The sequence below is a fragment of the Adlercreutzia caecimuris B7 genome (assembly GCF_000403355.2).
GTDB lineage: Bacteria > Actinomycetota > Coriobacteriia > Coriobacteriales > Eggerthellaceae > Adlercreutzia > Adlercreutzia caecimuris.
Genome location: NZ_KE159646.1, coordinates 954,324 through 971,421 on the forward strand (window position 1 = coordinate 954,324; position 17,098 = coordinate 971,421).

Genomic DNA, 17,098 nt, shown 5'->3' on the forward strand with positions numbered 1-17,098 from the left:
CATGGTGGTCGGGTCGGGGTCGGTCAGGTTGCCGACGCGCTTGCCGTCGCGCTCGGTGCCGTTGTCGATGGCGCGGCCGAACCACTTGCCCAAATCCTGCTTCACGGTGATCTTCAGCACCCAGGGCTGGGAGCTCTGGGTGTAGGCCGAGCCGCTCATGCGGGCGCGGCCAGCCTCGCTCACCGAGGCGGCGCCGTCGTCGGCGGTGTAGCGGGCGTCCGCGTCGGCGGCCACCGACTCGTAGGTGGAACGCTCCGGCGCGGCCGACAGGTCGGTCGCGGCGGTCATCACGTTGCCCTCGCGGTAGTGGGCCGGATCCTGCACGGCGGAGGGGGCGTCGTAGCCCTTATAGGCGCCGTAGGGAGTCTGCACGATCTCCACATCGATGAGATCCTCGTCGATGGCGGCGTACTCCTCGTCCACATAGGGGGCGCCGTCGTTGGCGGCGGTGCCGCGGCCGTTGCTCACGCCCTTGACGGCCTTCAGCAGCTCGGCGCCCACGACAACGTTGCCGTCCTCATCGAGCACCGGCTCCACGCCGCGCGGCATGATATAGGTGAACTCCACACCGTCCAGGTTGCGGTCACCGTAGTTGTAGGCCGTGAGCTGGCTCGTGTAGGTCTGGCCCAGCTCCAGGGCGTCCTCGTACTGGCCGAACTCCACCTCCGGATCCACGTTCATCTGCCAGTGGGCCAGGTTGTTCTGGCCGTTGTCGTAGATGTTCTTGTTCGGGTCGGTGTAGTTCACATCCGCCGCGGTGTTGAACACGGTGTTCAGCGCCGCGCTGCCCGAGGAAGAGGTAGTCAGGGTGGTGGCCCCGCTGTAGCGGCGAGCGGCCTGGTAGTCGTCATCGGCGTTGGCGGCCCCCACGCGGCTGTCGAAGTCGCTCACCATCTCGGAGGTGGTGGTCAGCCACGCCTTCTGCATATGCAGGCGCGTCTGGGACCACACCAGCGGCGTAGCCGACAGCTTCGCGGCGCTCTCGCGCAGGCTGCCCTCGCCCGTGCCCAGGTTCACCACTTCGGTCTGGGTGTTGCTGCGGCCGCCGGTCACGGTGGCCAGGGCATCGGCGATGCGGCTGGAGGTCACGAAGGTGAAGTAGTCGCGGGCCACCTTGCCGGTGGTGGTGCTGCCGGAAAGGCTCCAGGAATCCTTGGATACCAGGGAGAACTGGTTCGGCAGGCCCATCGCGGCATCGGCCACGGTGCCGGTGGTGGGCGTGCCGGTCAAAAGGTAGCTCACCTTCTGCTTGTTGTTGGCGGTCACGACATCGGCGTCCATGAACTGGCCGTTGGAGCCGGAGGAGCCGTAGTCGTTGGAGTTCTCCCAGTTGGTGGTGTTGGTCACGTTCTCGGCGATGTAGCCGCCGCTCGGGCGCTTCACGTTGGACGCGGTGCCCGGGATGAAGGTGTAGGCATGGTTGAACATCTCGTAGGTGTCCACATGCTTGGGCTTGTCGGCGGTGAAGGCCGCCTCGTGCAGCAGGGAGTCCATGTCCATGAGCACGTTCTCGGTGGCCACGCGGTTCACACCCGTCACGGCATTGGACAGGCCGAAGTCGGTCACGCCCACGCCGGGGTTGGTGAAGAAGCCGCCCGCGGCGCAGCCGGCGTGCCCGCAGTGCAGGTGGTAGCTGGAGAAGTAGTACTCGCCCAGACGCGGCAGGTAGGCCGGCTTCAGGCCCGTGGTGTTGGCGGTGCCGTCGGCATTGGTGGCCGTGGTGGTGGAGTCGTCCAGGTTCTTGTACACCTGGGGCAGGTTCTCCTCGGCGGCGCGCACGGGGAAGGCGATGGACACGGTGTCGCCCACCTCTACCACGGCAGAGGTGTAGTCGGGGCGGTCCACCGGGCGCAGGCGGCGATTGGCCTCGTCCAGTTGAGAGCCGGTAATCAGTTCGTTCTCGTCCAGGAAACGGCTGTCGGCCGGATCGGTGATGTAGTGGCTCTTCGTGCCATCATTGCGCGTACCCTCATAATTGGGATCCACGACCCATTCGATCTTGAACAGGCCGAAGGTGGTCTTGTTCGACACGTTGCGGCCGCGCGGATCAAGGTCGTTGAAGGCTTTGCCCCACGTGTACTTGTTGGAGCCGCCGTCCAAGCAGGGATTGCTCAGGCCGCCGTTGGTGCACAGGCCCAGCTCCCGGGACGTGTAGTTCATCGATCCGCCGTAGTCGGACGCCTCGGTCTCGGTACCCACCAGGGTGGCCTTCAGCTTCAGGCCGCGGGTGCGCAGGGCGGTCACGTCGTTGCCGTAGCGGTCGTACCAGGCCACGCCCAAGGCCTCGCCGGTCGTGGCGTCCTTGGCGTTCAGCACGCGCTCGAGGTACTCCTCGTCGATGCGCGCGCCCAGATTCGCGGACACGTCGGCCGGGTTGTCGTAGGCGTGCTGGGCAGCCTGGCGCAGGTAGTCCAGGGGGATGCGCTCGTAGAACACCGGGTTGTAGATCTCGCCCTCGCCGGCGCCCTCCTCCTGGGTCTTCAGCACCTGGACCTTGTTCTTCTCCACTTCGCCCTCGCCCACAGCCAGATCCAGCGCGTCGGCCACCTTCAGGTTGCGCACATAGGCGGTGTCGCCATTGATGCTGACCGAGCCGTCCTTGGAGTACCAGAAGTAGATCTCCCAGTTACCGGGCGCGCAGTCCCACGACCAGTCGTGCCACGACGGGCTGTGGCCGGAGCCGGTGGAGTGCTGCAGCACGCCGTCCTTGTACAGCGACCAGCCGATCTTGTCGTAGCCGCTCTCGGAGCCCACGTACCACTGGAAGCTCAACTTCGTGGTGGAGTACACCGAGAAGGTGAACTTCATCTGGGACGTCGTGGAGTCGTGGTTCTGATTGGTGGAATGCCACGCGCCGTCCTCGGGCCGCTGGGCCCAGGGGAAACCGCCGTAGGGCTGGGGTACCGGCTTGGTGGCCACGGCAGCCAGCTTGGCGTTCTGCAGGGTATCGCGGTACCAGAAGGTCTCGCCGGCCACGTAGCCGGTCTTCTGATCGGCGTTCTCGTTGTAGGCGGCCGTCGCCTCGTCCTGGGTCTGGAACACCTGGTTCTGGAACTGCACGTTAGGGCTCTTGCGGTACACGCGGATCTTGTCGGTAGTCGCCCACTGGTTCTGGTGCACGCGCCACTGGCCGTGGCCCACGTTGGTGGACACGGGCTTGCCGAAGCCGGCGTTCATGTGGTCGGCGTTGTCGTAGAGCGGACCGGCGAAGTCCAGGGTAGTGGTCTCGTTGTGGTAGTGGCTGAAGGCCACGTCCACAGCCACCGTGCCCTCGAACCAGTTCTTGATGTCGGTCCACTGGCTGGTGAGGCCGCGGGTGTCGTTGAAGCGGGCCACGCCGTCCAACGACACGTCATTCAGCTGGAAGGGGTTCAGCCCGTCGGCGGTGGCGGGCACGTCGTAGTAGGTCCAGCGCATGGCCTGGGCCTCGCGGAACAGGTTGATGTTGTACACACCGCGCTTGTCGTAGGTGGTGCCGTCGGCGGTCGTCAGGCCCGAGTAGGCGTTCACGGTGCCCGCCACGTAGTGGGTGCGCTCGGCGTACACCGTGCCGTCGGCGGCGGTGTATTCGCCCATGTACTGGCGCAGGGCGTGGCGATCCTGATCCTCGGCCATCCAGGCGCCCACGATCTTCTCGGTGCCGGGGGTGACGACGTTGCCGTTCTCGTCGGTCACATCCGCGGACTTCACCGTCACGAACTCCACGGTGTTGTCGTCGCGCTCGGCGTACTTGTCGCCGTAGGTGCGGTTTGCCGCGTAGTCGTCGGCGATGGCCCGGGCCTTGTCGATATCGGCCTGGGTGGCCAGGGGCACGTAGTACTCCACCTTGATGTTGCGGCGGCCGTTCACTACGGAATCGGCCTTGCCCGCATCCTTGTAGCCCGCCGTCAGCGCGCTGTTGGAATCGGTGCGGTTGCCCTCGGTGGTGGCGAAGGTCTGATCCGGGTTGATGGCGTCGTCGGCGGTGCTGCCGGCCACCGCACCGTCGCGCATCACGGCGTTTTCCGGCATGTTCGCTGGGTAGGCGATGTTGTGGCCGTAGAACTCGAAGATCTGGGTGCCCACCGGGCGCTGGTTGGCGGCGTCGTAGCCCTCGGTGAAGCGCACCGTGGTGCGGATGTCGTTGGTGTGGAAGGTGGGGTTCGCCAAGTTAGACACGGTTACCTTCAAGGGGTTACCGTCCTGGTTGGCCGTGGTGCGGCGGGTCTTGGACTGCTCGGTGTAGACGGCCTTGATCTTCACGTCGTTCTGATGGTTGTCCCCCACGGTGGCCATGCGCTTGCTCGTAGCGGTCTTCGCGTCGGTCGCGGCTGTGTAGCGCGTGTTGGGCGTCGTCGTGATCTGGCCGTACTGGTCGCGATTGGCGGCCGTGGCGGTCAGCAGGTCGTCGGTGCCCAGCACCAGCGAGCTCACGCGGGCGTGGATGCCGTTGCCCTTGCCGTCGGTGTTGCCGTTCTTGTAGAAGCGCACCTTCGACTCCACCTGCGAGCCGTACTGATCGCAGCCCGTGAGGTTGGCGACCGTGTCGGTGGGATGGCGGTGGTCGATGGGATCGAGGGCCTCGTCGTCCACGGTCTTGAAGGCGGCCTCGCCGTTGTTGTCGGCCTGCTCCACCTTGTACTGGGCATAGCCGTGGCGCGGCGCGGCGGTCACGGTGTAGGTGGCCTGCACGGTTTCGGCGGCGAAGGAGGGCTTCTCGGCGTCGTTGTTGAACGCCTTATTCTCGGAGCTGTTATAGCCCTTATCGGTCTCCAGCTCGTCGGTCATCTGGGTAATGACGCGGATGTAGACGCCCTCGCCCGGCAGCATCTGCTGGGTGAGCGAGCCCACGGAGAACACGAGCGCCCGGTTGGCGGTGTAGTGCTCGCCGGCCGCATCGGGCTGGGTCGCGCGAGCGAGTGCCTCGGAGACGCTCGCCGCGGAGGCGGGAGCCACCGTCGTCGGCGCGGCCTCGGAGCCGTCGGCATCGGGCAGCACCGGGTTCGTCGACGGGTCGGACGGGTCGGTGGGCTCGCCATCGCCCGCATCGGGGTCGGTGGGCTCGGGATCGGGCACCACGATATCGTCGTGGGCCATGATGGTCAGGTCGGTGGAGGCCGGGGCGTTGGCCATGGTCACCACATCGGCGCCGGCGGCGTTGGGCTCGCCGAGCAGCTTGGCGGTCACCCGGGCGGCGTTGGCGCCCAACAGCGTGTCCTTGTAGGAGTCGTCCTTCGGCGGGTTGGCGGTGTTCACGAGCGGCGCCGAGGCACTGAACGGACCGGTCACGCCGATGGTGTCGTTGGCGCCCACGAAGTTCAGCTGCTTGCGCTCGGTGCCGGTGCCGTCGGCGGTGGGAATGTCGTCGGTCACCACTTCCCAGCCCACGATGCGCTGGCCGCGGTTCACCGCGAAGCGGGCGTCCACGTGCTGCAGGGGCACGAGCGACTTCTCGTTGGCGCCCACGAACAGGGTGTACTCCACGTAGTCGCCGGCGTACAGGGCGCCGTCGGGAATGTCGTTGGCCGTGGTGGTGGGCTCGTAGCTGAAGATGCTCGTGGCCGAGCGCTCGTCGGCGTCGTAGGCGAACACCGTGTCCTTCTTGCGGGTCGTGCCCGTGGCGGTGCCGTCGGCGTTCTTCACATCGCCGTAGCCCACCGCAGGCTCGATCTTGCGCCCGCGCACGTAGGAGGTATCCATGGTGCCCAGCTTATGCGCCACACGGTAGGCGGCGTTGCTGTCGACAAAGGCGGCCAGACCCTCGGTGTTGGGATCCTTGGCCTTCAGCTCCACGGTCAGCTTGTGGCGCGAGTCGGTACCGGCATAGGCGCTGGCCTGCTTGCCGAAGGTCGGCGTGGAGTTGTAGTCCCAATTGCCGGCGTTCAGCTTGTCGCCGTCGCGATCGGCGGGAAGCAGGTTCTTCTTCGTCAGAGCCTGGTTCGTGGCGGCCTTGGCGTCGTGGAACAGCGCCACCGGACGGTCCACGTACACGCCCTCGTACTTGAAGGCGTAGTTCACCATCAGGTTGCTGTTGCTCGCCGTGGCCTCGGTGGTGCCCACGTTGCGCTGGCTCTTGCGGGCCAGCCACTGGCCGGAATCCAACAGGGTGTTGTCGAAGCGGCGGTTCGCGTTGGTCGCCTCGAAGGTGATCTGCAAGGACGTGAACAGCGGCTTGGCGTAGGTCTGATCCACCTCGGCGTTGTCGTAGGGCGCCACGGCGGCGTTCCCGTTGGCGAAGCCCTTGATGGTGTTGGTGGCATCGGTGGCCTTATAAGTGCTATAAGATATAATGTCTATAGCACTATTGCCCGTCACCGTATCGGGAGCCGCGTCGTCGGCCGCCGCGACCGCGCCGGCATCCGCGCCGTCGCCGCCCTCGGTGCCGTCGCCGTCGGCGCCCCCGTCGGGCTCGGTGGCCGGCAGGTCGTAGTTGCGGAAGAAGCTCTCGAAGTCGATGACGTAGTCGCCGTCGGCGTCGTAGATGGGAGCGTCGTTCTCGTCGTACACGATGCGGGCGGTGTTGCTGCCCGTGCCGTCGATGCCGGCCACCGGCTCGGTGTCGTCGATCTTCCACGGACCGCTCACGCGGCCGTCGCGCACCAGCTCGGCCCAGGTGACGGACTTCTTCTGCTCGGTTCCCTCGGCGTCCACGTAGGTGAAGGTGAAGTCGGTGGCGTTGAACCAGCCGCCGTCGCATTCCACGCAGGTGCACAGCTTGTGCTCCTGGCCGCCGCAGGCCTCGGCCTCAATGTAGGCCGCATCGTCTTTAGTGTAGGTGTCGCCGGTCACGGTCAGGTAGATCTGCTTGCCGTCATGCTCGCCGCCATCGGCCACCTGCTTGCCGTCGACGAGCTTGCGCGGGCCGTCGTAGGGCTCGTAGCTGTCGCCCGCCTTCACATAGGGGGCGTACTGGTAGCTGATGCAGGTGCCCTGCTCGTGGTCGGGGCACTTGTTGTTCTCGTCGTTCACCAGGTAGGCGGGCACGTACACGTTCTGCAGGCGGAACACCTTGCTGGCGGCCGCATCGACGTTCTCGTCGAAGGTGCTCTTCAGCTTCACGCGGGCCAGATGCGCCGCGCGCAGATTGTCGGTGGTGCTCGCCGTGCCATCGAAGGCGTTCTGGAAGCGCACCTCGTAGGTGGCCTTGGTGGGCGTCAGGTTGTCGGTGTCGGTCTTCGTCACCTTCTGGCCGCCCACGAAGTCCTCCACGCGCGTATCGCCGTAGTCGTAGATGCGCTTGGTGTCCGACTTCCACAGGATGACGTTGGGGGTCGTCACGTTGCCGTAGCCGTCGGTGTAGTTGGTCAGGTTATAGGTGCCGTTGTTCTTCCACGCGCCGCTGGGCACCGCGTTGGCGGTGGAGGCCACATGGTTGAACGAGTTGGTGCTCGGCACGGTCTGGTTGTTGTCCACCCAGGCGCCGGAAGCGTTCTTCACCAGGGCGCGCGGCGTCAGCACGCCGGCGCCGTCGGGGTTCTCCACGTTCTCGGTCAGCCCGCCGTTGTTCTCGGTCTGGATACCGGTCTGGTAGCCGTAGCGCACCTTGTAGCCCACCATCCAGGCGGTGTCCATGGCGGAGTTGGACAGCACCAAGCTGTTCACATAGGAGCCCGGCGCGTTGTACTGCCGCTCATAGCGACCTGCGGGCGTATCCACGATGCGCCAGTTGTTGTACAGGTAGCTGTTCTTATTGGCGCTGGTCAGGAACGTGTCGGGCGCGTAGTAGCGGTTGTAGTCCACATGGGCCGTGGACAGGGCGTTGTCGATGTAGCCGGCGAAGCGGCGCTCCTGCTCGGTGGCGCCGTCGGTGTAGAGTTTGTTGGTCTGGCCCTTGTAGATGTAGGGACGCCCCAGCACCTCGTAGTCGGATACCGCCTGGCCGCTGCCGGCGTCGCCGTCGTAGGCGCGGGCGGTCTCGGCCGTGGCGTCGGCATCGCCGCCGTAGGGGCCCAGATCCAGGGTGTAGCTGGTCACGAACTCGCCGTCGGGCAGGTTCAGGGTCAGCGGCTGGTGGTCGGTGTAGTAGCCGTCGGGGTTATCGGTCGTCTTGTTCAGCGAGAAGATGTTGAAGGTCTTCGTGCCGTCGCCGGCCACGGCCTTCTTCACGTGGGTGTACTCGGGCGCGCGGGTCCAGTTCACGGCGTCCATGAAGTCGGGGGTGTAGTCGTAGGGGCGCTTGAAGTAGATGACCGCGTCGCCGTCGGCATTCAAGCCCTTGGTGAACAGGTAGGTCAGACCCGGTGAGGCCGGCTCGTTCACCGTCTCACCCTTGCTGGCGTTGGAGGTGGTGATGTCGGCCAGGTTCTGGTCGATCATGGTCTCCTTGTACACCACGTCGCCCTTCTTGGCGTTAGTCACCTTCACGCCCTCGGCCGTGTAGTAGATGGAATTGGCCTCCAGGGACTTGTAGTCGTTCGGCAGGTTGATCGGATCCACGCGGTACATGTTGTATTCGCGGATGCGGATGGTGCGGTTCACCGTGTGAGTGGTGGTGTTGCCGTCGGCCGTGGTGAAGCTGTACAGGGCTCCGGTCTTCTTCGTCCAGCCGTTGTCGGTCTTGGCGTTGGCCTCCGACCAGTTCGCGTTCTTATCCCAAGCGGTGGTGCGCAAGGTGATGGACACCTTGTCCATGTTGTCGAGGCGCTCGGCACGAGCGTAGTTGGTCACCGGGTTCAGGTGGGCCCACACGTTCGAGGCGGTCATGGAGGTCATAGAGCTCTCGTCATCGCCCTTCTTCGCGTTGCTCGTACGGAAGAACTTCAGGCCCGTGCCCAAAAAGCCGTAGTACTCGGTGTCCTGATCGGGGTAGATGGTGGGCAGCGAGTCGTTAATGCGAATGTTGTCGGCCGCGGTGATGTAGTGGCCCCACGGACGGTAGTCGTGGGTGTAGGAAGCCCCGTTGTTGGCCGTGTCCTTGTTGTTGTCGGTATGGTTGTAGCTGGTGGAATCGGAGCCGGGCGACCAGCGGTACAGGCTCATGAAGTAGCCCTCGTCGTTGGCGAAGATGCGCTGGTCGGAATGGTTGTCGGACACATTGGTGTTGCCGGCCCAGCCGATGGAGCCCGCGTCTCGCACCACGGACTTCTGCACGAAGTTGCGGCTCTCGTAGGGAATCATGGAGGAGGAGGTGCGCAGGTGACGCATCTTGCCCTCGTCGAAGCCGTAGTAGTGGTAGTGGCTGCCGTAGTAGTGGCGAGTGCAGCAGGAGCCGGAGCGGTGGAAGGTCTTGTAGCCCCAGGAGCCGCGGTCGGTCTCGTCGTAGGAGATGTTCAGCGACTCGGCCGCGCCGCCGGAATCGGTGTCGCCGTAGATGGTCTTGTAGGCTCCCCCGCCGGTGCCCGCGCGGCCGGCGTCGGCGCGCTGGTCGGGCGAGTCGTAGCGGGTGGCGGCCGCATGCACGTACTTGTCGCCGGAGTACTCGCCGCCGATGGTCATATTCACCGTGGTCTGCGAGGTCACGCGGTTGGAGGCCGTGGCCGAGGTGCCCTTGTCGGTGCGGATGAAGCGGCCGGTCAGCTCGAAGGACATGTTCTTGGCCCAGTCGGCAGAACCGGCGGCGATGGACTCGGCGAACCACTGGCCGTAGTCGGGGGCCTTCGGCAGGCCCTTGCCCGAGCCGCTCTCCTGCAGCGTGCCCTGGTTGATGGTCACGTCGTACACCACTTCGCTCACCTTGAAGGCGGGCACGTCGCGGGTGTAGTCGTTGAAGGTGTCGCGGTAGGCGTAGGTGGTGTCGGTGCCGAAGTCGGGCACGTGCTTGCTGTAAGAGGCCAGGGGGTTGGCTGCCAGATCCACCGGATTGCCGGCCGTATCCACCACCTTCATGAGGTTCAGGCGGAAGTAGTAGTCGCCGTTCTCGTCGGTCTGAACCGAGGTGCCCTTCTTGATGGTGCCGTCGTTGTTCAGCGAATCGTAGTAGTTGGCGCGGATGGTCTTGCCGTCGATGGACATGGACTTGCCGTCGGTGAACCGCACGGTCACCTTGTCCAGGTACTGCAACGCCTGCTGCTTGATCTTCACGTAGTAGGCGTCGAAGCCCTCGCCGATCACCTTCTGCACCATCTCCAGGTGGGCGCCGGTGTTGTAGGTGTAGCTGCCCACGGAGTTGAAGCGGGGGCTTCCGTTGGCCCACTCGTAGCAGTAGTCGGTGCGATGGTAGTAGGTGTTGTGCACGTGGCGCTGGTCGATGATGGAGCCGGCACGGTCGCGGTAGGTGGCCTCGTCGTAGAAGCCGGTGCCGTACACCCAGCGGGAGTTCTTGTCGTAGTAGGCGTAGTAGCCGAAGTGGTGGTAGTAGGGGCAACGCACGTTGTAGAAGTTCGAGCTGCCCTGCTCCATGAACCACGTGCCCTCGGGCGCCACCGAGGAGATGCCCGCACGGGCGTTGTTGTCGTAGCCGATGTAGCCGGAGGGGTTGTAGGTGATGTTGCCCAGGTTCTCCTGGGGCGTGGTGTCCACCTGGCGGAAGTCCACCAGGAACGAGCCTTGGGACTTGTAGCCGATGGCCAGGTCGCCCGAGGTCTCGTCCAGGGTGCTGCCCCAGCAGCTGGAGTGGCCCGCATGCCCATGGCCGTCGTTGGAGCCGTTGGACCAGTTCGAGAAGCGGTTGGCCTGCTTGGAGCCCTTCATGAGATCCATGGCGGCATAGGCGCCCGTCGTCAGGCGCTCGTCATAGGCCGTGGCCGTAAGCCCGTCGGCGCTCGGCTTCTTGGTGGCGGCGTCCTTCACCGACCAGCTGGGAGTGGTGGCGTGCTTCACCACCGTGGTGGGGCCGTCGGCGCCCGTGTCGACCGGGCCGGAGGACACCACGAGGCGCACGCGGGTGATGTCCAGGGGCGCGTCGTCGCCGGTGATGATCTCCTCGGTGCCGTTGGCGTTCACCTTCACCAGGCCCACGCACACCACCGCGCCCAGCGGCACGTCCTCGGAGGGCTGGCGGTCGGACTGCTCGTCCACCTGATAGCCCGCCTCGACCAGCAGCTCGCGAGCCTTCTCCTCGGTCTTGCCGGCCAGGGAGTTGAACAGCTCGGCGCGCAGGGTGGCGGGGCTCTTGCCGTCGGACACGACGATCTTCACCAGGGCCTTGTAGGTCACGTCCTGGGTGGGCTTGGTCACCCACAGGCTGTCGTCGGCAACGTCGGGCTCGCCTTCGGCGCCCGTGGGATAGGAGCCGTCGTAGCCGGGATACAGGGCCGCGGCGTCGTCGGTCAGCACGCCGGGGATGCCGGGCACCGTGTAGGGGCGCGTATCGGCCGCCACGCGCACGACGAGGCCCTTGGCGATCTTGTCGTTGTACTCGTGCTCCAGCTTGTCGGTCAGGTCGTAGGCGTAGCCGTTGTCGGCAAGCTTGCCCGTCGCGTCGTCCAGGCTCAGGCCCGTGTAATCCTCGGCCAGATGGCGGTTCTCCTCATCTTCGGCCGTGGGGCCCAGCGACACGTGCAGCTTCACGGTGCCCTTGTACTCGGCAGCGGGTACCGGGCGCACTTCCCACTTGTTCTCGTCGGTCGCAGGGGGCACCACTTCGCCGTCGGCCGGCACGTAGCCCAGGCGGTACTCGGGCTTCAGCACGCCTTCCACGGCCTCCTGCTTCCAGGGGCCGCGGGTCAGCTCGGCCTCGAACACGTCGTCTTTGGACACGTCGTTGCGATGCTCGTAGACGGTGTCCTCGTCCACCGCGTAGCCGCGCGAGGCCAGCAGGGCGCGGGCCTCGGCCTCGGTCAGGTAGGTCGTCGTGGTGTTGCCGTCCCCGTCGGTTTCGGTCTGCGGCAACAGCTCGTTCATCACGCCGTGGCCCTTGGAGATAACCACCTTCGCCACGCCGCGCTTGGTCACGTTGCCGTCCCCGTCGTAGGTGGGAGCGGCCACGCTCTCGGCGGAGACGACAAGGCCCTCGGCCACATCGCTGTACACCTCGGTGATGGTCTCCACCTTGTTGCCCGCCTCGTCGGTGTAGCTGGCGGGGATATCGTAGACGTAGGCGGCCAGGGCGGTGCGGGCCTCGGCCAGGGTCTTGCCCACCACCAGCGCGAAGGGATCCACCACCTCTTCCTTGCCGAGGGAGATGTACACCTTCACCACCGGCTTGCCAGAATCCACCGTATCCGGATCCACCTCGCAGCGGGTCACGTAACCGGCCGGCATGCCCTCTACCAGCTTGAAGTACTGCTTGCCGTCCTCCGGGTCGCCGGTTACGGCCACGTACACCGGCTCGCCGTTGGCGTTGGTCACCGGAGAGCCGTTCTCGTCAAGCTTCAGCTCGTACAGGTCGATGGTATCCAGGTCCTCGGAGCCGTCCAAGGGCTCGTAGGAGTCGTTGGAATGCTCGTAGTACTTCTGAATGGTGTAGCCGCCGTTGCGCAGGATCCACTTGGCGGTGCCCTTCTCGTTGTCCGGCGCCGTCGAGAAGATGTCGCCGCCGAACCAGTAGGTCAGAAGCTTCGCCCCCGCGTTGTCGGGATCGCCGTTTTCCTCCACGGTCACGGGCACGTAAGCCGGGTTGCCGGCGCCGTCGGTGCCCTGCTGCACGTAGAGCTGGGTGCCGGCCACGCCGTTGCCGCCGTTCTGGACGGCCAGGGCATCGGCGGCGCTTACCGGCTCGAAGGTCTCGGCGTTGTCCTCGCCGATGACCCGCTTGTAGAAGGTCACGCCGCCAGCCGAGAGGTCGGCCTCAAGCTCGAAGCGCTTGCCCACGGCCTCCTCGGTCGGGTCCTTCGTCTCGTTCTCGTCGTTCTTGTCCTCCACAGCCTCGCCGGAGTCCACATCGGCGTAGGCCGAGCGGGACACGGCGTCGAAGAACATCTTGGACACGAAGATGAGCGAGCGGTCGATGCGGGTGAGGGTGTAGTCGTCCTTCGTTTCGTTGAGCACCTTGTCGCCGTTGAAGCCGTGGTGGGCCTTGTTTCCGTCGGCGGTGAGGGCGCCGCTCGCGGTGCCGAAGTCCGGCAGGTCCAGAGGCTTATCGCGGAAGGAGTCTAGATGATTATAGGTTGCAATGTTGATAGTGCGCTGGGTCTCGAAGTAGCTGTCGGTGTAGCCCTGGATGAACACGGTCTGCTTGTCGATGGAGGCGCCCTTGCCGTCCGGGTTCGCCATATCCTCGGCCATGTCCTTCCACGAGTACAGCTGGAACATGGTGGGCACCTCGATGCCCATGTCGTAGACCTGCTGCTCGGTCATATAGAAGGAGCCGTCGTCGGCCAGCGGGATTCGCACGCGACCCGCGTCCACGCCGGCCCTATCGAAGCCGTGGGCTTTCAGAGTGGCAGCCGTCACGGCCTTCTGGTCGAAGGTGGTGTTGCCGCGGGCCTGCAGCGACCGGTTCGCCGTATTCGTGCCCGTGGCGTACTCCAGCTCGAAGCCGGCCAGCTTCTTCTTGCCGTCCTTTTCGGTGTAGTAGGGCCACAGCACCAGCTTGGTGGTGGCGTCCTGCTTCATCTTCGTGCCAATCTGGTAGGGCGAGTAGCCAAAGATGCGGATCTTGCCGACCTTCTCGTCGGGGAAGCAGGCCAAGTAGTTCTTGGAAATCTCGTAGTTCACCGGGTGGAAGCCCGTATACGCGCTCGTCTTGCCGTTGTTGCCCACCACGGAGGACTTGCCGGTCTGGAAGGTTTCCCACTCGATGGGGAACGTGATGTTCACGTCGGTGTCGTCCAGCTTGGAAACCGCGCTCTCGTTCTTCAGCGTGGCCCAGTAGTTGAAGGTCTTGGCATAGGGCACCGTCACCTCGGTGCGGGTGCTGTCGGAAGCGTAGGAGGTGGAATCGCTCACAGTCTTGCCAGTGTAGTTGTTCTTGTCGCCGTAGCGCACATAGGAGTGCACTTCCATGTAGGGCCGGGCCACCGACAGCGCCGCGCACTTACGCACGGTGTCGTGCAGGAAGCTCTTCGAGGAGACCTGGGCCACGTCGTTCTCGGAGTCGTTGATCTTCGTGTTGTCCTGCCACTCCGAGGGCAACGGACCGCGCGTATCGTAGACGCCCTTCTGCTTCAGGAACAAGCGGGCATGGAGCGTCTGATTATGCGGGTAGTTCCAGCGATAGTAGGCGGTGTTGCTCGACGTATGGCTATAGGTGTAGTACAGGTTCACGCAGGGCGTGAGCTTCTTGCTGGTGCTGTTCAGCAGATCGGAAGCGACATGGGCCGCCGTGTCCACCGCGGAAGAATTGCCCACGGAGTTGTACCAGTCGGCCTTGCCCGTGGCGGTCACCGTCAGCTCACCCATGGCATCGGTCGGATCGCTGTAGGCGTTGTTTCCGGTCGTTGCGGGCACCTTGGCGCCGCTGGACCAGGAAGCACCGCCCGTGGCGCCATCCTCAACCGCATTGGAGTTCTGGATACCAGGACGCCACGAGGGCTCCAGCGAGTCGTAATTGAAGTCCACCTGGTACAGGTAGCAGTCGTCGATGGTGTAGGCCGTGGTGTTCTGGGTCAGCGGGCCGGTGTAGTTGCTCGCGGTGTAGCTGTTGTTGGTACCGGCAATGGTGGGCACCGTCAGGGTCTTGTTGTAGCCGTAGTTGTCCTGGGTGTTCACCAGCTTGGTGAAGGTCACGGTCTGGTTGGCGTCGCTGGGAATGGTGTTCAGCACCTTGCCGCCCCAGATGTTGTGGAAGTTCAGCGTGGTGGCCGTGCCCGCGTTCTGCAGCAGTGGGGAGTCAGCCGGCACCTTGATGATGAACTTCTCGCCGTTGGGCTGGTAGAAGGTCAGCTGCACGTCCTTCAGATGGCCCATGGTCTTCAAGGCCGTGCCGATGGCCAGCTCCTTGGTCTTGAAGCCGCGCACCACGCCACGATAACCGTAGAAGTTGTTGGTGTCCAGATCGGAGGAGGCTCCGTCGTTGGCCTCGGAGTAACCCGGGTCCAGCATGTTCTTGGCCTTCATGGACACACTCTCGATGCGCATGGACAGCGTGGCCGCGTCCGAGCGGGCGCGGGTGGCGTTGCGCAGGGTGAAGGTGTAGCCGGCGCCGTCGGCCTTGTTGGCCACGGTCACCACGGCCTGGTTGGAGGCGTTTGCCAGCGTGGAGTTGTCGACCACCTCGGGCGTCTTAGAGCTGGCCGCGGTGCCCGCGTTCGGGCGGCTGGCCGCCGCCTTGAAGGCCGTGGCCTCTGAGGCGCCCAGGTACTTGTCCACCACGAGGGTCTTGGTGGAGGTGCGGTCGATGTTGCCGTAGAAGCTCGACAGCGGGAAGTAGTACATCGTGGAGGACGTGCGGTTGTCGTAATGCGTGTTGAGGGCGTCGGTCGGCGAGGTAGGCGCGCCGTGGGTGCGCACATCGCCGTAGATGCGGGCGGTAAGCGTGGTGTTCATGCGCGCCTTCGTGGCGGCGGACAGGCCGTCTTCCGGATAGGTCTCGTACAGCTCGGCATTCATCGTGTTGTACAGCAGGCGCACGTTGCCGATGGCGTCGAAGCCGCCGGCAGCCTCGTCGCGCAGGGTGATGTTGGCGCCGGCGCCCACGAGGGCCTGCAAGCCGGCCTGGGTCAGCGGGATGTGCGCGATGGCCTCGTTCTCGGAGGCGCCGTTGGTGTAGATGCGGTCGGCATTACCGCTGTCGGTCAGCTCGGTGAAGCGAATGGTGTCGGTGCCGTTCTTCACGAGAAGCTCGATGGTGGCGTCGTCCATGACGATGGTGGCCACCGGCGCGGTCACGGTCTTGGCGTGGGTGGTCAGGTTCTCCACCACAATGTCGCCGGTAACCGGGTCCATGGTGCGGCGGTACTTCACGCTGCCGGAGGTGTACTCCTCCTTGGAGGCGTGGGGCACCACCGTGTCGCAGCCGTAGAGCCACAGGCGGCTCACGGTGCCGGCGCGGTTGGTCCACTTGGTGCCGGCGGGATCCTGGGTGGCCGGCAGCTTAGTGCGGGCATTGTCGTTATCGCGGTAGCGGTAGTAGCCGTCGATCTGCAGCTCGTCGGCAATGAAGCCGCGGGCCATCTCGTAGACGCTCTTGTTGTCGGGCACCGCCACGCCGTTGGCGTTCACGGTCACCTTGCGGTTGGCCACGTCATCGATGGACAGGTCCAGATACCCGTTCTCGGCGGTGGACTTGGAGCGGTTCGTGAGGATGTACTCGTAGAAGGCGTCCTCGCGCGGGTTGGCGCCCGTCTTGTCGGGGGCGTCCACCGTATCGGTGAAGGCGGGGGTGCCGTGAATCTGGCCCACCAGCTGGCCCTTGCCCGCCCCGTTGCCGAAGTCGAGGAATGAGAAGTCGCCCTCGCCCCAGCGGTAGGGCACGTTGGTGATGGCGCTGTTCAGGATGCCGTCGATGGCGTTGCTCGTCTGCCAGTGGCCGTTCTCATCCACGGTGTGGGTGAGCGGGCGGTGGGTCGTCTGGTCCACCTCGATGTTGTTCTCGCCGGTCTTGCCGCCGGTCCAGTTGAAGAAGGTCTGGATCTCCGGCTCGGCCGTCAACGGGTTCATCTTGGCGTAGTCGCCGTCGATGGTGCGGGTGTACTTGTTGCGGTTCCAACCCTCGGTCTTGTACTCGGTGGAGAACTCGCCGTTTAGGGCCATCACAGTGGCGCGGGTGGGCACGCCGTGCATCTCCACCACGGCGGCGTCGGCGGCGGTGGGATCGGTCTGGGTCACCTTGGCGGCAAAGCCCGGCAGGTGGAAGACCACGCGGGTGACGTACAGCTCGTCGGTGCAGCCGGCGTCCTTGTTGTGGTCCACGCCGTCCTTGTGGGTGCAGCTGTCGCTGTGGTTGAGCCAAGCGGCGCTCGGCACCGAGATGACCCAGTTGCCCGCGTCGTCACGCTTCACGTAGTCGGCCAACGCCAGAGGCTGGTACTTCGCTGTGCCATCGGCGCGGGTGAACACGCGCTCGGCGGTGTCGTTGCCGTCGTCGTCCTTATAGGGGGCGGTGGTGTCGGCCGCGCCGCCCATCTGATGGATGGGAAGGCTCGGCACCGTGGGCACCGTGATGTCCTCGCGGGCAAACGAGCCGTCGCCCTGCATGCGGTTCACCGACTCGGTGGTCGAGAAGGTGGTGTCGGCGCGGCCCACAGCGTAAATGTCCACGGTGTAGCCGGCCAGCATCTCCTTCACCTGATCCTCGGAAAGCTTGTTCAGGGCCGCCAGATCGGCGGTCGGCGCGATGAAGTCGCTCTGCTGCTCGAAG

1 protein-coding gene (running past both ends of the window) is annotated in these 17,098 nt (G+C 65.1%); it reads right to left on the bottom strand.

The whole window is internal to a PASTA domain-containing protein gene (locus C811_RS07830) on the bottom strand: the coding sequence, 74,733 nt in all, runs 41,430 nt past the left edge and 16,205 nt past the right edge, and what appears here is coding positions 16,206-33,303 (codon 5,402, partial, through codon 11,101, complete); the first complete codon in reading order (the gene reads right to left) occupies positions 17,095-17,097. Both codon boundaries (start and stop) fall beyond the window edges.